Source organism: Bacillus cihuensis (assembly GCF_000504145.1).
In the GTDB taxonomy this organism is placed as follows: domain Bacteria; phylum Bacillota; class Bacilli; order Bacillales; family DSM-1321; genus Peribacillus; species Peribacillus huizhouensis.
In genome coordinates this window covers 641,224-659,990 of sequence record NZ_KI632497.1, presented here as the reverse complement: position 1 = coordinate 659,990, position 18,767 = coordinate 641,224, and the positions used below count along the sequence as shown (strand labels likewise).

Sequence of the window (18,767 nt, the reverse complement as noted above, 5' to 3'; positions counted from 1 at the left end):
TCAAAATTAAACGGACGATTTCAGTCGTCGTATGATGACAGAATAAAAAAAAGGATATCCCAAAAAAAGATGCCCCAGCACTGATCATACAGTTTATCCCGCATTATCGGGCAGTAAAAACCCCACTGATTGAGGTTTCACTTTAATTTGGTGCCAATATTTTACATAAACTGTAACTAGTAGTTATGGGGTCTTATCTTTATGGAACTTCCTCAATTAGATATTCGGAAATATAATGGTATCATGTGGTAATAATTGTTAGTCAAACACAAGGAATTCTAATCGTAAATGTTGTTAGTTCATCATTCGAACTGCATGACAAAGAACCTTGATTTTTTTCAATGATTTCTTTGCATACAAATAATCCGAGACCTGTACCACGTTCCTTGGTTGTAATGAACGGTTTGAAAATATCACGAATTATATCCTCTTGAATTTTTTGTCCGTTATTGGAAATATTCATGGTCAATTGTTTCGAGATTTCTTCTGTTGTAGAAATATTAATGATAGGATTCGAATTCTCAAAGGATAATACATCTAATGCATTTAAAATAATATTTAAAAGAACTTGACGAAATTCTTCTTTAGAACCAGAAATAAAAATATTGTCCGCAAGATTCGTAGTAACCTTGGCATTTACTTCTAGAATACTTGGGTAGAGGAATTCAATCACGTCATAAATTAAGTGACCAATATTGAAGATATGTTTTTCTGCTTCGTTTGTTTCCTTTTTTGAAATATCTAAGAATTGAGTGATCCTCGAATTTAGCTGTTGAAGTTCAGATGAAATAATGTCCAAATATTTTATGTCTGGTGTTTCAGCTTGAAGGAGCTGAATAAATCCCATGATAGAAGTAAGCGGATTTCTAAATTCATGAACAAAACTGGACGTCATTTTGCCGAGAAGAGTTAATCTTTCTTTATGAGTTTGACTAAGAGTCTCACATTGCCCCATATTTAATTCGGAGTTTAATTCAGTATAATAGGAAATCGAATCGTATAAAAACTGATCAATACAAGAATTGACTAATTTTAAGATAGATTGATTTTCTGCTGAAGACATGTTCTGGAGCAATAAATGATGAATAAGGATGGCGCGTCCGCTTGAAACATGATTAATAAAATCCACAAATGGTGTTTTAGCCTGTATTCGTTCTGCTGCTACGATGTGTGCAAGTTGTTTTATCATCTTATCTGTATGAGCATCTTTGTGCATAAAACTTTGGATTAATAACTCAATAAAATGTTCAAAATGTAAGGAATTTTTATCGGAAAAAGGATCTTCAGGTGAAAGGATTTGTTCATTCCATTCATTGATGATTTTGTTTTTGTTAGTTATAAGAAAGTCAATCGCTGATTCTTTAATTGATAACATTTAAACCTCCAATTAAAAAAATCCGACATAATATATGTAAATTTCGCCAATAGATTTAAAAATCCTTTTTTTTACTTGATTGTCAATTAAAAAATTACCTTTTATTCATATAAATTGATAGGAGATTTTAAAGGTTATCCCGCATTAATGAGCAGTGCGACCCTACCACAGGGCTTAGATGTATCGAGAAAGCGTAGGTGGGGGACAACTGCTCGTAAAATCCCGATTAGTGAGATTCAGTGAAACTTACCGCTGTGAACTTCAGAGGTTTAGTTGAGGTCCGCAGGATATTCGTCACTCAGACGAAAGACTAAAGGACGCGGCATTATGTTAGGAGGAATAAATGAAAGATTTGTTCACTAAAATACTCAATAAAAACAATTTGTTCTTTTTTTATCATACCGGTCTCATATTATTTTCCGCAGTTCTGCTTTTCATTATTTGTGTGCTAACTTTTTACAAACCTGATATTAGCCTTTTAACAACAGAGCTTAAGCGTTCAACAGAAATTTATGATGTGGAGTTAAAGCTTGCTAGTAAAATAACCGCTAATAAAACAGAAGGAGTTTCGATAGACGATATTCCTGAACATGTAAAAAATGCTGTAGTCGCCATTGAGGATCATCGGTTTTATAAGCATACTGGTATTGATTATCAAGCGATTTTTCGCGCCGTGTATGTGAATATGAAAGCAGGCAAAGTAGTTGAAGGCGGAAGTACAATTACTCAACAATTAATAAAAATTGCTTTACTAGAACAGAATCGTACATTTAAAAGGAAGCTTGAGGAATTTTTTATAGCGAGAGAAGTAGAGAAGGAATACACCAAAGATGAGATATTAGAAATGTACTTAAATCAAATTTACTTTGGTCATGGCGCCTGGGGGATTAAAAAAGCAGCTCAGATTTATTTTGGTAAAGATGTGAATGACTTATCATTATCGGAAGGAGCTATGCTTGCAGCTGTTATCAATATCCCGACAAAGCTGGATCCATATAATCACTATGATGCTGCACTAAAACGGAGAAATCTTGTTCTGTCGAGGATGGCAACGAATGGATATATCGATGCAGAGCATGCAAAACAAGCTAAAAGTGAAGAAATTGTTTTATCCCATAATCAAAAAGGAGATCAAGTAAAAGGGAAATATCCTTATTTTGTCGATGCGGTGCTAACAGAGGCTTCGCAAAAATACAATTTGGAAATCGATGAACTACTGAGAGGTGGTTATAAAATATACACAACACTTGACCAACATATCCAGCAAGCAGTTGAAGAAGTATATGAAAATGATGGAAACTTTCCAAAAGGAGTGACGGATGCTCTTGTTCAAAGTGGTATGGTGTTGATCAATCCGAAGACGGGCGGGATAAATGCTTTAATAGGAGGAAGAGGGAAGCACCAATTCCTCGGTTACAATCGAGCGACTCAATTAAAGGCATCACCGGGATCTACGATAAAGCCGTTAGCTGTGTATACACCAGCTCTCGAGGAAGGATATCAGTTAACTGATTTATTAGTTGATGAAAAAATGAGCTTTGGAGGATATGAACCATCTAATGCAAATGGTCAATATTTAGGTGAAGTTCCGCTATACGAAGCACTAATAAAGTCATTGAATGTTCCAACCGTCTGGCTTGTGCGAGATTGGGATCGAAAAATCGATTCATGCATTAGAACGATTTGCCATTCCGTTAACTGAAAACGATCGGAATTTATCACTAGCACTTGGTGGAATGGAAAGGGGAGTATCGCCACAGGATATGGCTGAAGCCTATTCTACCTTTGCGAATAAAGGCAAACGATTTGAATCTCACACTATCGTGAAAATAGAGAATGCACAAGGTCAAGATGTTGCGGTATGGAATGAAAAAAGTACGAAAGTTATCGAGAAAAAAGTCGCAGACCAAATGAACCGATTGCTCTTAGGAGTCGTTGAATATGGCACGGGAAAGAATGCCGCAGTTGACGGCTATGAAATTGCCGGTTAAACGGGCTCTGTTCAAGTGACAATTCCTGGTGTCAAAAGTGGTGTAAAAGACCAGTGGTTCGTAGGGTACACACCTTCATTAGTCGGAGCGGTCTGGGTGGGGTATGATCGTTCAGATAAAGATCATTATTTAACCACGCATAGTAGTCAAGGAACAGCACTTATTTTTCAAAAAGTTATGTCGAATGTTCTTGAAAATCAGCAAGCGGAATCTTTTCGTGTAGAAAGTTTGGAACAGTTAATAGAGGAACGAAAAAAAGAACTCGAAAAACAAGAACGAGAACAATATTGGCGTGATAAAGGAAACGAACTAAAGGATTCTTGGAAAAAATGGTGGGACAATTTGCTAAAGTGATAAAGTAAAATTAATCTCTAGGTTTTAAAGATCAAGGGAAACTTCAATCAGTGGGGGCTTCATCCCCCATTGATTGTTAATCCATTTCTACTATCGCTAAGATCTTCGCTTTCGCATCGATCAATCGACAGCACGAACCCGATTCAATGAATCACAGCTAAGTATGCCGTGCCCTTTAGTCTTTCGTCTGAGTTACCCATCCTGTGGGCTCACAAACTACATCTCTGCTCATGCATTGGTAAGTTTCCCTGTATCTCACTACTCGAGCTTTTACGGGCAGTTATCCCCCATCTAAGCATATTTGAAATCTCTAAGCCTTGAAGTGGGGGGATTACCCGTTAATGTGGGATAAACGGTGTAAAGATTATGACCCTTTTGGGGAACCCACCTATTAAATAATGAGATAATTTGTTGAAATTGTATTGAAAAATTAGGTTAATAAGAAAACCAATTACCACGATGGCACCAATAATCATTAGAATTGATCTCATTCACTTCCTATTATCATTATCGAATACTAAATGTTAATGTATCGTAAGAATGTGATTTAGCGACAATAGAACGGGACTAACCATTAGTAAGGGATGAGACAGCCTCCTATGATTGAAGTTTCCTATTATTATTCAAGTAAATCTTGTATGAGGTTTCTCGATGTTGTTGGCTAGGCTGACAACAATTATTAATTTTGGCTAGGACATACTGAGTATGGTTACCGGATATATGTATTGTTAGTTGGTTGCACTCTTTTAAAGTAAGCATGAAAGAAACAAGTTTAGATAAACGTTCTGGTTCCACAGTGCGCGTTTCACATTGGAATGTAATCGAGCCGGAATAGTCTTTTATGATTTGGAACAAATCCATAATTTGTCGGATATTGAGTTGTTTGTTAATCGTAATTTGAGATTTAGTTGGTTTCATAATTAAAGCCTCCTTTTATGGAATTATTTAAGTTAAGTTTTGTTCTTCGATTTCCCATTGTTTATATTGGATATGATAGGTATGTACCCCTGGTTCTATTAAATAAAACCTTTTAAGTGGGTATTTTATTAGGAGAACCTAGTTTTTAGAATCCTGAAATTCTATGTTGGTTAAGGGATATTATAGGTTGTTAGCTAAATGTTAAAAAGTAGTAGTTATATATAGAAAGGAAGACATTCATGTTAACTTTAATAAAAAATGGTGAAGTGTATGCTCCAAATTATCTAGGGAAAAAAGACGTTTTGTTGGTAGGGAAGCAAATCGGTTTCGTGCAAGATAAAATTGAAAAGCCAGAACATTTCGTTGAAATGGAAGTAATCGACGCCACTGGAAAGTTAGTCGTTCCAGGATTTATCGATGCACATGTTCATCTCATTGGCGGTGGTGGAGAAGGTGGTTATAAGACGCGAACGCCGGAAATTCAGTTAACAGATGCTACCCTTGCAGGAATTACAACATTAGTCGGAGTTATTGGAACGGACGGGACGACGAGGACGATGCCCGCATTATTGGCAAAAGCGAGAGCGCTTGAAGAGGAAGGCATCACCTGTTTTGTCCAAACAGGCTCGTATCAAGTACCTGTAAAAACATTGACAGGTAAAATAGAAGACGACCTGATATTAATTGATAAAATTATTGGTGTTGGGGAAATTGCGATTGCTGACCATCGTTCATCGCAGCCGACTGTGAAAGAAATGGCTAAACTCGCTTCCCAAGCTAGAAATGGGGGCCTTTTATCAGGGAAATCAGGTATCGTGAATATCCATGTAGGAGATAGCCATGATCATTTACAGGTAATCGAGCAAGTAGTGGAAAAAACAGAACTGCCAATCAGTCAGTTTTATCCTACACATATCAATCGTAATCGTCACCTATTTGAAGCAGGGATCAAATATGCCAAAAAGGGCGGTTATATTGATTTCACAACAAGCACAGTCCAACAATTCTTGAATGATGGAGAAGTGAAAGCAAGTACAGCTTTAAAACAAGCGTTGGATGCAGGAGTCGATCCTAAGAAGATTACGTTTACCTCTGATGGCCAAGCGAGCCTTCCGAATTTTGATGGAGCTGGAAAGTTGCTAGGGCTCAATGTCGGAAAGTGCATGTCTCTTTACGAATCGGTTGTAGATGCAATAATTGAGGACGGTGTGTCGATAGAAGATGCGATCAGAGTTGTAACTGAAAATCCAGCAAATATTTTAAAATTACAGGGAAAAGGGCGCATTGAAGAAGGCTTGGATGCGGATCTTTTGTTAATGAACAAAATGACTTACAAAATTGATACGGTTATTGCAATGGGAAGAAAAATGGTTGAAAATGGTGAAGCGATTGTAAAAGGTACTTTTGAGAATTGAGAGGACTAGAGCAAGTGTGCGAATCCACTTTTTAATATTTATTCATTTACTTGTGTCACTTACCTAATTCAAACATACAATAAAATCAACCCATGAAAGTACCTCCGAAAAAACAAAAAGGAGATGTTTGAGTATGTCAGGTTGTGTAGATGGTGGTTTTGGATTTGGTGGAGGTTTCGCCTTTATCGTTGTTTTGTTTATACTTTTAATCATTGTTGGATGTAGTTGTGCCGGTGGCTTCGGCGGCGGTGGCTTCGGCTATGGGGGCGCTCCAGGATACGGATATGGTGGACATGGTGGATACTGCTGATAAAACATTAATAAAAAACCGACCTAATTTTGGGTCGGTTTCTTCAATTCTTATTTTAAGACTCTGTTAAATTTTAATGTTGATTTTTTGATAAAATTTTGGAGGAACTCTTATTTTTGCAAGTTCCCCTATACTTATAAACAAAAGTCTCTTAGTTGAATATAATTCTACAATTTAATCCCATTATTTTTTGATTGGATAATGTAGTGGTTATTCGATTCCCACTTATAATGACCTACATTAAATTCGTTTAGGTTTATTAAATCCTTGAAATATTTTGGGATAGTGCAATCCCAACTTAAATTTTCTATTTTAAGCGGGAAATTGTCATCATTAGGATTAGGAGTGTGGATATAGACTGCATCTAAACCTGCATCTTCATCAACTAATCCAATCCACAATTGATAAGGTTTATCGAATGTTCGGAGCTTTTCTAATAAACTGTTATATAAAACTATATGTGCTTTTATATACTCTCTTCTTATTTTCACACTATTATTCCCAAACCCGTAAAAATCAAGATGGGTATGCCAAGTATCAAACCAACCTTCCTGCCCAAAGTCTAAATCATATTGCTCTACATCTAACTCTCGCCACAAGTTACGAAAATAACGCTTTTTTCCACGAAACTTTTTCAATGATAGTTTCCCCCTATTTAACAAGTTTATATTTGCTTATTTTGGACAATTGAAAAGGACTACACATTGAATTTTGACATCCGCAAACTATCATATGTGTCTGTCATTTCAAATACAAATGATGTTAATATGTTGTTTTGTGCTTTCGTTACTACGACTATCGACAAATAAAAACCAAGCAAGGTAATTATCAAGATATTTTGTAGCCACACCTTTAAAACGGGAATGGAGACCATTGACATTTTTGGATGTGATACAAGCCCTTAATAACGTGTTTGCCACCGTCTGATTTAATTCGGTAATTTTCTAAACCTTTTTCTTTTGCATTGGTTTTGTAGGCTCTCCAAGCATCTGTGACAAGCACGTTTATTTAGTTAATTTAAAACCAATTAAAGTTTCGACTTTTGTTTTTACAATTCGCCCCATACAAGCAATTTTGGAGACAGTTGCTTTTGTACGGTCTGAGAACACAAACCTGTTTGTGGCTTATTCCCCTATGTTTGGACTTTCCGCCACGTTTGCGAGGTTTGCGTTAATTAATGCGCCTTTGTCCCTTTTGAGAGTATAGGAAATAGGTTTCGTCAATTTCAACGATACCTTCAAAATGTTCAACATCCAACATCCATTTGCTTTAAAGCGTTCAGCGATTTGTGTCTCCAATAAAAAAGCGTAACCCAAGTAACCCCTACGATTCCAGCCGACTTTCGCAGGGAATACCCTTTGAACATACAATCAACAAGGTAATCCATTCGTTGCCCTTCCGAGTACGGTACAAAACAGTGTCGGTGAAGGTTATACCACAGCATTTACAGTGATACCGTTGCCGACCATTATATTTCCCGAACCGAACAACGTGTTCTGATGAACACTGGGGACACTCAAATCCTTCCTTGAAGGATTAAACGCCCACCAGCAAAGGAAGAAGGTTCAACATAGCGTTTAACCCATTGATAGATTTGTTCTTTATTGGTGTGTGGTAATTTGTCGATATACTTTAACAAGTTGCTAAACGCTTGCTCACCTTGACCCCCCGAATACTTGTTCTTGTGTTGATTATATCAAGATTTCGGACAGGACAGAGCCTATTTTAAAAGAAGCACATTGATTTGATACATGGTAGTCCGAATAGAGGGAAATTAGGACTGGAATCGCATCCATAAAAAGTAAAATTCCTAAAAATACATAGATGTGGAAAAGTTAAAACCCTTTGACATAAAAAAACAGGAGCATTAAACTCTCGTTTGAGATAGTATGTACGTATATATATATATTAAAAGAAGAAAGGGATTGGGATGAAGATGAAATGTATTTCAATTGATTTAGATGGGACGTTGTTAACTTCTCGAGATGAAATTACCGAAGGAAGTATAAGGGCTTTAGAAGAGTTAACTGAAAAAGGTTATCAGCTCATTTTGAATACGGGCCGTGCTCATGCGGATGTAGTGAAACTAGAAGCTGTACAGAAGTTGGTTGTCCCGATTTTTTGTGTTAATGGTTCTGTTCTATATTCAGAAAGCGGTGAGATATTATATGAAGCAACCCTTTCTATTTCGACATATAAAAAGATATTCTCTGTTTTACAAAAATTAGACGTGGGTATTCTTGTCTATACGAATTATGGTGGGTTCCCTTCTACATTGCCACCTCTACATCATAAGAGCAAAGAAGAACTAAATACTCTATTTCAAGAATATAATTACGATGACATTTTAAAATATGACAATCTTAAAATCTATAAATTAATTGCATTGGTCCACCAAGAAGATGTGGAAAGAATTGAAGAAGTAACAAAGGCATTAGCGGGTATCGATGACGTTACGATGGCTTCTTCATTCCCCAATAATTTAGAAATTACTTCACATGAAGCACATAAGGGGAAAGCGTTGTTTCGATATCAAGAAATTATGAACCTATCGTTTGATGAGATTTATGCTTTTGGAGATGGGGGCAACGATCTTGCCCAATTTGAGGTAGCAACTAAATCAGTTGCGATGGGAAATGCTCCCCTTCATATTCAACAAAAAGCGGATTTAATTACAAAGACAAATGATGAAGATGGGTTTGCTTATGCAGTGCGTCATCTTTTAAAATTAATAAGTACAGAAGAGGAAATAGTCGTGTAATAGCAAAGTTTAAAAATATATATGATTAAATAATGAGGATGTCCCATAAAGGTCTGACTGCGCACTCGCCATCTAGCTTGTAGAGAAATTTACATTTTATGTAAACTGTTGGATGAATTGCGGAGTTTTCCCTTTTACGGGACATCCTTATTTTCGTGCTATCTAGATATTTGGTCGAAATTGAAGAACAATCGGAAATTACTTGTAAACAAATAAATCGTTTAGAAAGATAAAGAGATTCTAATGTATTTAGGCGTCAGACGCTTAGACTTGCCTTCAGGCGTAGATACTTATAAAGTGATGTACAATATGGTCGTTTATATGACATAAGGAGTCGACGTAACATTTTGATTAACATCTCAATGCGAGAATTCAGCACTAAACAAGGGGAAAAATAAAAAGTCAACAAAAGATAAAATGTACTTTCAAATCCAACTAATATTCTTTATGATAGGGGATATGAAAAACACCGAAGGGATATGTAATCAATGTGGAGTAACGTAAGAAGCAGGCTGGAGAAACTGTCACCTGCAAAGATTATTACAGGCTATTATCTAATGGCCGTAACTGTATCAATTCTATTATTCAGTATTCCAGCGGTCCATAAGCCTGGGGTTGAAGTGGCCTTTATCGATACTGTCTTTACAGCTGTCAGTGTGGTAAGTGATACAGGTTTAACTGTTTTTAATATTTCTGAAACATATAGTGTATTTGGATATTTTGTCATTATGATCGTCTTGCAGTTCGCAGGACTCGGCATTATGGCGATTAGTACATTTCTCTGGATGATTTTAGGTCGGAAAATTGGATTGCGTGGACGTCGTCTTATAATGGCCGATAATAATCAGTTAGCATTATCAGGACTCGTTAAATTAGTAAAAGATATTTTAAAGCTCATTCTTCTTATTGAGCTTTTAGGGGCACTTGTTTTAGGGGTGCATTTCTTAAACTATTATCCAACTTGGAAAGAAGCTTTTCTCCATGGTTTGTTTGCATCTGTAACTGCGACAACTAATGCTGGAATGGATATAACTGGTCAATCCCTTGTTCCTTATGCGAGTGATTATTTTGTACAATTGATAACCATTATACTAATCATTCTTGGGGCAATTGGATTCCCTGTTTTAATTGAAGTAAAGGAATTTTTATTTAGGAAAAAGACGGAACTTGAAAATCCTTTCCGTTTTTCACTATTTACAAGATTGGCGACAACAACATATGGAATTCTTCTCGTGTTGGGGACAATCCTTATTTTGATCATTGAATACCAGCATTATTTTAAGGGTATGACATGGCATAAAAGCTTTTTCTATGCTTTATTCCAAGCAGCAACGACTAGGAGTGCGGGATTATCTACAATGGATGTTACTGAATTTACGATGCCTACGCTTTTAGTCATGAGTGTTTTAATGTTTATTGGTGGATCGCCGACCTCGGTGGGGGGAGGTATCCGAACAACGACATTTGCTTTAAATATATTATTTATTTATCATTTTGCTAAAGGAAATCGTGATATTAAAGTGTTTAATCGAGAGCTTCATCAAGATGATATTATGAAGTCACTGGCCATTTCTTTACTGGCTCTTGTCATGTGCTTTATGTCGGTTGTCGCAATCAGTATTTCGGATAGTCAAAATCAGCTTATTGCCATAATATTTGAAGTTTGCTCGGCCTTCGGTACGGTAGGCTTATCGATGGGGATTACCCCGGATCTTAGCATTTTTGGGAAATTTGTTCTAATGATATTGATGTTCATAGGAAGAATTGGTCTTACTTCATTCTTATTTATTATTGGCGGCAAGAAAAAGGAAGCAAATTATCATTATCCGAAAGAAAGAGTTATTATAGGTTGATAGAAAAATTCGGGGACCGTTTTTAGGAGACCCGGATTTTTTTATTTGAATCCAAGAAAAAAGGGAGCTTTCTAATATGGGCTTAAAAGATTTTGCTCATTGTTTCACAACCATACTTTTTGGTCATTGTGATCCAGAAGTTGAATTTGCGCGCCATACTGTAACCGTTGTCGCTATTAATAAATAGACTATGTTAAAGTACATTGCTGAATTTGGTATAAGTTGATTGGAGCGAAAGACGTGAGACTCCTGCGGGAAAAGCGAGACCTCACAGGCGCACAGCGCCGAGAAGGATCCCGATCCGCCCGCGGAAAGCAAACGCCTTTCGTTTCAATTAACAGACAAGTTTAACAGAGCCAAAAAATAAATCCTATATTTACAAATAAAACAGATTAGTGTAGTATTTAGTTAAATACTTAAATGAATTCGAAAGGAAAAAACCTATGAATAATGCGTTTAAGGCCCTTTCTGATCCAACCCGAAGAAAAATCTTGGACTTATTGAAGGATCGAGATTTAACGGCAGGGGAAATTTCCGATCATTTTAATATGACAAAACCGAGCATTTCTCAACACCTCAAATTATTGAAAAATGCCGATCTTGTGCAGGATGAAAAAAAGGGTCAGTTTGTTGTATATTCGTTAAATACGACGGTGTTCCAGGAATTAATCAGCTGGGCACTGGAGTTTATTGACAAAGGAGATGGACAGAAATGAAGAAGCATCTTTTACCTGGATTATTGATTGCGGCCACTGCTATCTTATGGTTTGTTTTCTATCAACAGTTGCCAGCGCGAATACCGATTCATTGGAATCTCAATGGAGTCGCAGATGGGTATGCAACGAAATTTAATGCACTGTTAATAAATCTAGGCATGATGATCTTTCTACACGTATTGCTGATTTTTTCACCTAAATTTGATCCGAAGAGGAAGAATTATCAGAAATTTTCAAGACCTTATTCTATGATTACAATGGCGATTTTATTTTTTCTTTTTTTGTTAAATGCCCTCGTTATTTTTACTGGAATAGGCTATGACATCCCTATTGGAAAGGTGGTTCCATTTATCGTTGGCATCTTGTTTATCGTGCTGGGAAATTATATGCATTCTGTCAAACCAAATTATTTTATTGGGATAAGAACACCTTGGACATTAAGCAATGATACCGTTTGGAAAAAAACGCATCGCTTTGGGTCACGAATCTTTATTCTAGCTGGTGTATTATTTATGCTTATTCCTTTTTTACCAAGTCTATTGGTTGGAAAATTCATGTTTTCCGTTATTTTTCTAATCATCCTTCTACCTATTGCTTATTCGTATTGGATATTCCGAAGAACGGATCTAGGGTAGTCCTTTGTGACTCCTTGGAACAGTCCATGAATGAGCGATTCTAATTGCTCACGTTAGGCTTCATTGTTCTCTTTTATTTAGTTGTAGTATTATACTCTGAGAATATCCGTGATAAAGAAGATGCAATGGAACTGTCTGTAAATGCTAATGCAGTTAAAAAAACACAAGAAACCATGCAGCAATTTACATGGTTTCTCTCATCACTTGTCTAAGATAAAACTACCTTCGGTTAGATCCTCCATACCGATCTTCCCAATTAGAACATTCATATAATACATTATCCATGAAATTATCCCAATAACAATGGCTATACTTGTGACAGCAATTTTTATTCGAATGCTTGCAAGAATGATTCCTATTTCCGTGACTCATGAAAACACCTCCTCTACACAGATATAGTATATTCTTGGTTCGAAAAATTGATTGGACAAGTCGACATATTAGACTTATTTCAAACATGTATGAATTTAGGATGAAAGGGGCTTCCATTAATATAAAAAAAATAACGGATTTTACAATCGTTTCATATAATTAATTATTTACCTAAATAACTAAATGAGAAGGAGAGAGGCATTATGGAATATATTCAACTATTATTTCCAATTATTATTTTTGAACTCATTTTAAAAGGGATTTCAATCAGGGATTTACTCAAACGAGAGAGGGGCGAGGTGAAGGGGAAGAATAAACTCGTTTGGGTGCTAGTAATTTTACTGATTAGCACGATTGGACCGATATTCTACTTAATATACGGAAGAAAAACTGATTGAGATTCGGGAGGAGAGAGGTATTATGATATATTGTGAGAATGTAACGAAAAAGTATAATTCATTTCAGGCGCTAAATGGAATTAGTTTTACAATTGAAGGAAATGGCTGTTTCGGCTTTCTCGGAAGAAATGGTGCTGGAAAGACGACAGCAATCCGAATCTTGGCAGGTCTTTTAAAGCCTACCTCGGGAATTGTGAAAGTGAATGGATTGGATGTGGAACAGGAGAAAGAAAAATTAGCTGAAATAATGGGTTATTTGCCTCAGCATCCTGCATTCTATGAATATATGACAGGGAATGAATGGATGCAATGGGTTGGCCAGCTATTTCGTTTGGAGAAGAAGACGGTTGAAGAGCGGACAGAAAACTTATTGAAGGATTGTGGAATATGGGAGGCTCGCAATCGGAAAATTTCAGGATACAGCGGAGGCATGAAACAAAGATTGGGGCTCGCTCAAGCATTAATGAACCGGCCTAAATTGTTAATTCTTGATGAACCTGTATCTGCTTTAGATCCTGTTGGGCGTCATGAAATGTTAACAATGATCATGAAGCTAAAGGAAGACATGATGATTTTTATGTCAAGTCACATTCTAGAAGATGTTGAAAAAATAGCTGATCACATCATCATGATTGATAAAGGAGAGATCGTTTTGTCATCTTGTATGCAAGAACTAAAATCAACATATACAAGTCCAGTCATTCGATTTTCCCTTTCGGAAGCAAAGCAAGAATTAACAAAGGTACTAAATGAACAGGAGTGGGTCATGGATATTCAAGTGAACATGGCAGACTATATCTTGCATGTGAAGGATATGACAATAGCAAGTGCCCAATTGCCAAATTTAATTTCATATTCAGGTGCCATGCTAGTTTCTTATCAGGTAGACACACCATCTTTGGAAGATATCTTTTTAAGGAAGGTGCGTTAATATGACGACTTTCATAAGTATGTTCCAAAAAGAATGGAAAGAACTGATGTGTACGTACAAAATTATTTACGTACCGATTGCCTTTGCTATCTTAATGATTAGTTTCCCACTATCAATGAAACTTTTACCCGATTTATTAGCGAGTGAAATGCCTAAAGGGGCTGTCATTGAAATACCAGAACTACCAACATCAGAAATGATGTCAGCTGCATTTAGTAATTTTGAACTGATGGGTGTCATCATATTAGTTCTTATTTCAATGGGAAGCATTGCCGGTGAAAGAGAAAAAGGAGTAGCTGCGATGGTGCTTGTCAAACCAGTCAGTAGAGCTGTTTACTTACTCGCAAAATGGTCAGCATATTCATTGTTAGCTGTTGGGAGCTTTATCTTCGGTATGCTGTTAACTGCTTATTATACGAACTTATTATTCTCAGAGAAACTAATTTGGGCAAATGCTACCGCTGGCATCCTGCTTTATCTACCGATTATCGTTTTAATTATCACATTTTCAATCAGCGCATCATCGATTTCTAAAACTCCGGTTACAGCTGGGTTTACCGCTGTGGTCCTGTATTTGCTGACCATGAATATCCCTAAACTTTTTCAATCATCCTGGGCAAACAATTTGCCGCATGGTTTGGTGAATGGAGCTAATGAGTTTATGAAAGGGAACATAATTGAATTAGCAGGACCTTTACTTGGTACAGTTTTGTTAATCTCTCTTGTTTTAACTGTTGCCATTACTCAATTAAAAAGGCAGGAAATATAATAGAGAAAGTATGAGGATAGCCTAGGAAGCTGTCCTTTTTCATGTTTATCCCGCATTGACGGTCGGTAATTTCCCCTACCTCAAGGTTTAGTGGAATCGGAAGCGTTGGAGGGGATACCTGCCTAATCTAGTTTCCGCTCCTAGCCTTCTTAAGGTCATAAGATAATCCTCTGTGGCAACGCTGTATTCCGTCTGACTATCTCAAAATGTGATGGCGTCTATGTTGCTCACAGGCCATGAGATCTTAGCGACTGTAGAACGGGATTAACAATCAGTAGGGGATGGAGAAAACCAAAGTTTCACTTTATTAAGTAATGAATAAAAGGGACCTTAATAAACAGGTAGGTTAAGTAGATTATTCGGGGTTTAAGGCGATTGAAAAGGACTAAAGTAATATAGACGGAGCTAATCAATTTTCGATATTCTATTTGTAATCGTTTCCAAATAGGAAGTTTTTTCTTAATTAGGTAAGAATATGAATTACTATTAAGGAGGAGGAGTGTAATGAGTCAAAGTATGAAAATGATTTGGATGTATATGGTGACTATTGTAATCCTTATTTCTCAACTAGTAGTAGCAAGTCCTGTTCTAGCAAAGAAAAAGAATACTATGGTCCAAGACTTGATTATTTTTCAAAATATTCCTCAAACTGAAACGATTGCAGGGAATCTATTTGTATTAAAAGCGATTTATAAATATGAAGATGGTCACTTTGAACACACAACTTCAGAGGTAAAGTGGCAATCAACGAATCCGAAGGTAGCAAAGGTTGATCAATTGGGGAACGTAGAGTTTACGGGAACGAAGGGTAGTGCTCAGATTAAAGTCTCGAAAGGAAAATTAAAGGATCAGATTGGTGTTCGGTACAAGGAGCAAGGTGAGCTGGTGAAGAAAAAAGGGAAAAGATATGACGTTATCGATCAAGCCATAAAAAAAATGACTTTGGAAGAAAAGATTGGACAAATGTTGATGCCAGACTTCCGAACGTGGAAAGGTAGTGATGTAACGAAAATGCTTCCAGAGATTGAAGCACTTGTTAAGAAGTATCATTTAGGTGGGGTTATCCTATTCCGAGAAAATGTCGTATCAACTGAACAAACAGCGAGACTTGTTGCAGATTATCAAGAAGCAGCTGATAAATATGGAATGCTTGTGACAATTGATCAGGAAGGTGGGGTTGTTACACGGCTACAATCTGGAACTGATATGCCTGGAAATATGGCATTAGGGGCCACTCGTTCTACTGAGTTAGCTTCAAGGGTTGGACTTTCGATTGGAGAGGAATTAGCTTCACTCGGCATCAACATGAACTTTGCTCCTGACCTAGATGTGAATAATAATCCTGATAACCCAGTGATTGGTGTTCGATCATTTGGAGAGAATCCAAAGCTTGTCGCCAAACTTGGGACTGCCTATGCTAAAGGTTTGCAAGCAGCTGGAGTTGCGGCCACGGCCAAGCATTTCCCGGGGCATGGAGATACCGCAGTCGATTCTCATCTTGGTCTACCTGAGGTACCCTATGACAAAGAAAGGCTAAAAGAGGTTGAACTTTATCCTTTCCAAATAGCAATGGAGGCAAATATAGATACGATTATGACGGCGCATGTTACCTTCCCAAAAATCGATGATACAAAAGCCATTTCGCAAAAAACGGGAGAGGAAATTGCGCTCCCTGCAACATTGTCCTACAAAGTCTTAACAGAATTGATGAGAAATGAAATGAAATTTGAAGGAGTTATCACGACAGATGCGATGAATATGAACGCCATTGCCGAGCATTTCGGATCAGTCGATGCGGCAATTCGTGCTGTAAAAGCGGGCACTGATATCGTCTTAATGCCTGTTGGCTTGGAGGATGTTGCCAGTGGTTTAGTTAAAGCGGTAAAAACGAAGGACATATCAGAAAAACGAATTGAACAATCTGTTGAAAGAATTCTCACTTTGAAATTGAAGCGGGGAATTATGAAGGAAGAATCCCCACAGCCAATTGAAGAAAAAATCGCTTATGCACGGAGTATTGTTGGCTCTCTAGAGCATAAACAAATTGAAAAAGAAGTTGCTGAACAATCGATAACGCTTGTAAAAAACAATTACGTATTGCCGTTACAACTTAATGAAGGGGATGAAATTGTCGTCCTTGGACGAACATATCTCATTGATTTAGCAAACGCGGTTAAAAAACACCATCAACATGTAACGGTTGTTGAGGCGAATGCAGACTATACTCTATCACCTGAACAATGGAAAAGGATTCGTGATGCTAAAGTCGTTATTATAGGATCACTTACATCGACAGTGGCAGGTCGTTCAATTGATAATCCACAAATGAGAATGATTAATCACGTAATTGCTGAGACAAGTGCACCAGTAATCGGAATTGGCATCCGTAATCCATATGATGTTATGGCATTTCCGGAGATTGATTCGTATCTCGCCATGTACGGATTTAGACCGGCAAGTTTTGAAGCCGCTGGAGCAGCTATTTTTGGGAAAATTACTCCTCAAGGAAAGCTACCAGTCTCTATTCCAACACTAGACGGTGGAATGCTATATGAATATGGTCATGGACTAACCTTTTAAAGGAGGAGGGGGAATGTTGAAGAAAAGGTTCATTGCGATTTTGACCATGGCTCTCGTTCTTTCATCATTATCCTTTACCTGGGCGGAGAGTGAAAAATCAAACAAGGATAAAGGAATAACAGATAAAAATTTCAAATTAGGCGTTGAAGTATTGCTTTCAGAACAAAAGAAGTTACTGCAAGGAAAAAGAGTGGGACTGATCACGAACCCAACTGGAGTGGATCAAGAGCTTACTAGTATTGTTGATCTCTTAAATGAAGAAGATGATATTAAACTAACTGCTTTATTCGGACCAGAACATGGTGTCCGTGGCTCTGCACAGGCTGGCGAATATGTGGAGTTTTATACCGATGATAAAACAGGTATCCCTGTTTATAGCTTGTACGGTCAAACACGAAAGCCAACACCTGAAATGCTAGAAAATATTGATGTGCTTTTGTTTGACATTCAAGATGTCGGAACACGATTCTATACGTATATTTATACGATGGCATATGCAATGGAAGCAGCAAAGGAAAAAGGTATCCCATTCATCGTTTTGGATCGCCCAAATCCATTGACCGGATCTAAATTTGAAGGGACCGTGTTAGACATGAAGTATGCTTCTTTTGTAGGGAATTACTCCATTCCACTAAGGCATGGGATGACAGTAGGGGAATTGGCGCGGCTGTTTAATAGCAAGTTCAAAATCGGTGCGGATTTAACTGTTATCAAGATGAAAGGCTGGAAGCGGGACATGTATTATGATGAGACACCTTTGCAATTTGTCCTGCCTTCGCCAAACATACCTACACTTGACACTGCTATCGTCTATCCGGGCGCAGCTTTGTTTGAAGGTACGAATATATCAGAAGGAAGAGGTACAACAAAGCCTTTTGAACTAATTGGAGCACCATTTATCGATGGAACGGAGTTAGCCGAGCAGTTAAACGCGCTCAAATTATCTGGGGTAACTTTCAGGGCGGCATCCTTTACACCGACAACTTCTAAATTTGCCAACCAATTATCACATGGGGTACAGATCCATATAACAGATCGGAAGAAGTTTCAATCATTTGAAACAGGTGTTCATATGGTAAAGGCTGTTCATGATTTATATCCAAATCAGTTCCAATTCCGTGCACCTAATAGCACAGGCATCTCATTCTTCGACCAACTTGTTGGCAATGGTTGGATTCGACAAGGAATTGAAGAAGGGCGAAGCGTGAAAGATATGAAGAAGCAGTGGGAAAAAGGATTAAGTGACTTTAAGAAAATAAGATCTCAGTATTTACTTTATTAATAGTAAAAGGCTCAATAAATGAAAGGTCATCCAATCATAATGAGGATGGCCTTTATTTGTTATGTATGAATCTGGAAATTTTTCTATTTAAGTAATGTAAGAAACTT

General features: G+C 37.2%; 18 protein-coding genes and 1 pseudogene. 15 read left to right on the top strand and 4 right to left on the bottom strand.

Annotation, left to right across the window (positions count from 1 at the left end; genetic code table 11):
- Window positions 1-262 precede the first annotated feature (262 nt).
- Window positions 263-1,375 (bottom strand): histidine kinase N-terminal domain-containing protein, encoded by a 1,113-nt coding sequence (locus V179_RS0121335; protein ID WP_028393282.1) that lies wholly within the window; start codon window positions 1,373-1,375, stop codon window positions 263-265.
- A 343-nt stretch (window positions 1,376-1,718) separates the two neighbouring features.
- Here V179_RS0121335 and V179_RS28465 point away from each other — a divergent pair, with 343 nt between their 5' ends.
- Genes V179_RS28465 through V179_RS30825 form a run of 3 tightly spaced genes read left to right on the top strand, consistent with a single transcriptional unit; the run spans window position 1,719 to window position 3,720 of the window.
- Window positions 1,719-3,077 carry a transglycosylase domain-containing protein gene (locus tag V179_RS28465; RefSeq protein WP_051405073.1) on the top strand — a complete coding sequence of 453 codons (1,359 nt, stop codon included), beginning with the start codon at window positions 1,719-1,721 and terminating at the stop codon, window positions 3,075-3,077.
- Window positions 2,995-3,366 carry a penicillin-binding transpeptidase domain-containing protein gene (locus V179_RS32085; protein ID WP_152534794.1) on the top strand — a complete coding sequence of 124 codons (372 nt, stop codon included), beginning with the start codon at window positions 2,995-2,997 and terminating at the stop codon, window positions 3,364-3,366. The genes V179_RS28465 and V179_RS32085 overlap by 83 nt, the downstream gene beginning before the upstream one ends.
- Window positions 3,367-3,381: 15 nt before the next feature.
- Window positions 3,382-3,720: a hypothetical protein gene (locus V179_RS30825; protein ID WP_051405071.1), complete on the top strand. Its 339-nt coding sequence runs from the start codon at window positions 3,382-3,384 to the stop codon at window positions 3,718-3,720.
- Between the two features lie 597 nt (window positions 3,721-4,317).
- Here the strand turns inward: V179_RS30825 and V179_RS0121325 are convergent.
- The gene (locus tag V179_RS0121325; protein ID WP_028393281.1) at window positions 4,318-4,638 is read right to left on the bottom strand and encodes a hypothetical protein; all 321 of its coding nucleotides are present in this window, start codon (window positions 4,636-4,638) and stop codon (window positions 4,318-4,320) included.
- A gap of 239 nt (window positions 4,639-4,877) precedes the next feature.
- Between V179_RS0121325 and iadA the strand changes: the two genes are divergently transcribed.
- Complete coding sequence (gene iadA / locus V179_RS0121320) at window positions 4,878-6,053, top strand: beta-aspartyl-peptidase (RefSeq protein ID WP_028393280.1); 1,176 nt, start codon at window positions 4,878-4,880, stop codon at window positions 6,051-6,053.
- A gap of 133 nt (window positions 6,054-6,186) precedes the next feature.
- Complete coding sequence (locus V179_RS32540) at window positions 6,187-6,363, top strand: YjcZ family sporulation protein (RefSeq protein WP_084552453.1); 177 nt, start codon at window positions 6,187-6,189, stop codon at window positions 6,361-6,363.
- Window positions 6,364-6,530: 167 nt separating this feature from the next.
- On the opposite strand, the gene V179_RS0121310 is transcribed toward V179_RS32540, so the two are convergent.
- Both V179_RS0121310 and V179_RS30255 read right to left on the bottom strand, forming a co-directional pair.
- Complete coding sequence (locus V179_RS0121310) at window positions 6,531-7,001, bottom strand: hypothetical protein (protein WP_028393279.1); 471 nt, start codon at window positions 6,999-7,001, stop codon at window positions 6,531-6,533.
- Window positions 7,002-7,060: 59 nt separating this feature from the next.
- Window positions 7,061-8,002, bottom strand: a pseudogene (locus tag V179_RS30255) (IS1595 family transposase).
- Between the two features lie 291 nt (window positions 8,003-8,293).
- On the opposite strand from V179_RS30255, the gene V179_RS0121300 reads away from it, so the two are divergent.
- The 10 genes from V179_RS0121300 (at window position 8,294) to V179_RS0121250 (ending at window position 18,660) form a co-directional block, all read left to right on the top strand.
- Complete coding sequence (locus V179_RS0121300) at window positions 8,294-9,124, top strand: HAD family hydrolase (RefSeq protein WP_235179182.1); 831 nt, start codon at window positions 8,294-8,296, stop codon at window positions 9,122-9,124.
- Between the two features lie 488 nt (window positions 9,125-9,612).
- Window positions 9,613-10,977 (top strand): TrkH family potassium uptake protein, encoded by a 1,365-nt coding sequence (locus tag V179_RS0121295; RefSeq protein ID WP_028393276.1) that lies wholly within the window; start codon window positions 9,613-9,615, stop codon window positions 10,975-10,977.
- Between the two features lie 443 nt (window positions 10,978-11,420).
- Window positions 11,421-11,693, top strand: a complete 273-nt coding sequence (locus V179_RS0121285) for an autorepressor SdpR family transcription factor (RefSeq protein WP_028393275.1) — start codon at window positions 11,421-11,423, stop codon at window positions 11,691-11,693.
- Complete coding sequence (locus tag V179_RS0121280) at window positions 11,690-12,328, top strand: SdpI family protein (RefSeq protein ID WP_028393274.1); 639 nt, start codon at window positions 11,690-11,692, stop codon at window positions 12,326-12,328. Before V179_RS0121285 ends, V179_RS0121280 begins: the two co-directional genes overlap by 4 nt.
- 44 nt (window positions 12,329-12,372) lie before the next feature.
- Window positions 12,373-12,540 carry a hypothetical protein gene (locus tag V179_RS31130; protein WP_154664022.1) on the top strand — a complete coding sequence of 56 codons (168 nt, stop codon included), beginning with the start codon at window positions 12,373-12,375 and terminating at the stop codon, window positions 12,538-12,540.
- Between the two features lie 363 nt (window positions 12,541-12,903).
- A complete protein-coding gene (locus V179_RS0121270) occupies window positions 12,904-13,098 on the top strand; it encodes a PLD nuclease N-terminal domain-containing protein (RefSeq protein ID WP_028393273.1) in 195 nt (64 codons plus the stop codon).
- Between the two features lie 22 nt (window positions 13,099-13,120).
- A complete protein-coding gene (locus tag V179_RS0121265) occupies window positions 13,121-14,029 on the top strand; it encodes an ABC transporter ATP-binding protein (protein WP_028393272.1) in 909 nt (302 codons plus the stop codon).
- A 1-nt stretch (window position 14,030) separates the two neighbouring features.
- On the top strand, window positions 14,031-14,798 hold the full coding sequence (locus V179_RS28460; protein WP_051405070.1) for an ABC transporter permease: 768 nt from the start codon (window positions 14,031-14,033) through the stop codon (window positions 14,796-14,798).
- A 522-nt stretch (window positions 14,799-15,320) separates the two neighbouring features.
- Window positions 15,321-17,378, top strand: a complete 2,058-nt coding sequence (locus tag V179_RS0121255) for a glycoside hydrolase family 3 protein (RefSeq protein WP_028393271.1) — start codon at window positions 15,321-15,323, stop codon at window positions 17,376-17,378.
- Between the two features lie 16 nt (window positions 17,379-17,394).
- Window positions 17,395-18,660: an exo-beta-N-acetylmuramidase NamZ family protein gene (locus V179_RS0121250; protein WP_028393270.1), complete on the top strand. Its 1,266-nt coding sequence runs from the start codon at window positions 17,395-17,397 to the stop codon at window positions 18,658-18,660.
- Window positions 18,661-18,767: the final 107 nt, after the last annotated feature.

Excerpts from the sequence above, each read along its gene's own strand:
- V179_RS0121255 (WP_028393271.1), top strand. The coding sequence starts at position 15,321 with ATGATTTGGATGTATATGGTGACTATTGTAATCCTTATTTCTCAACTA.
- V179_RS0121270 (WP_028393273.1), top strand. The coding sequence starts at position 12,904 with ATGGAATATATTCAACTATTATTTCCAATTATTATTTTTGAACTCATT.
- iadA (WP_028393280.1), top strand. The coding sequence starts at position 4,878 with ATGTTAACTTTAATAAAAAATGGTGAAGTGTATGCTCCAAATTATCTA.
- V179_RS0121265 (WP_028393272.1), top strand. The coding sequence starts at position 13,121 with ATGATATATTGTGAGAATGTAACGAAAAAGTATAATTCATTTCAGGCG.
- V179_RS32085 (WP_152534794.1), top strand. The coding sequence starts at position 2,995 with ATGTTCCAACCGTCTGGCTTGTGCGAGATTGGGATCGAAAAATCGATT.
- V179_RS0121325 (WP_028393281.1), bottom strand. The coding sequence starts at position 4,638 with ATGAAACCAACTAAATCTCAAATTACGATTAACAAACAACTCAATATC.
- V179_RS0121335 (WP_028393282.1), bottom strand. The coding sequence starts at position 1,375 with ATGTTATCAATTAAAGAATCAGCGATTGACTTTCTTATAACTAACAAA.
- V179_RS28460 (WP_051405070.1), top strand. The coding sequence starts at position 14,031 with ATGACGACTTTCATAAGTATGTTCCAAAAAGAATGGAAAGAACTGATG.
- V179_RS32540 (WP_084552453.1), top strand. The coding sequence starts at position 6,187 with ATGTCAGGTTGTGTAGATGGTGGTTTTGGATTTGGTGGAGGTTTCGCC.
- V179_RS0121280 (WP_028393274.1), top strand. The coding sequence starts at position 11,690 with ATGAAGAAGCATCTTTTACCTGGATTATTGATTGCGGCCACTGCTATC.
- V179_RS0121285 (WP_028393275.1), top strand. The coding sequence starts at position 11,421 with ATGAATAATGCGTTTAAGGCCCTTTCTGATCCAACCCGAAGAAAAATC.
- V179_RS28465 (WP_051405073.1), top strand. The coding sequence starts at position 1,719 with ATGAAAGATTTGTTCACTAAAATACTCAATAAAAACAATTTGTTCTTT.
- V179_RS0121295 (WP_028393276.1), top strand. The coding sequence starts at position 9,613 with ATGTGGAGTAACGTAAGAAGCAGGCTGGAGAAACTGTCACCTGCAAAG.
- V179_RS0121300 (WP_235179182.1), top strand. The coding sequence starts at position 8,294 with ATGAAGATGAAATGTATTTCAATTGATTTAGATGGGACGTTGTTAACT.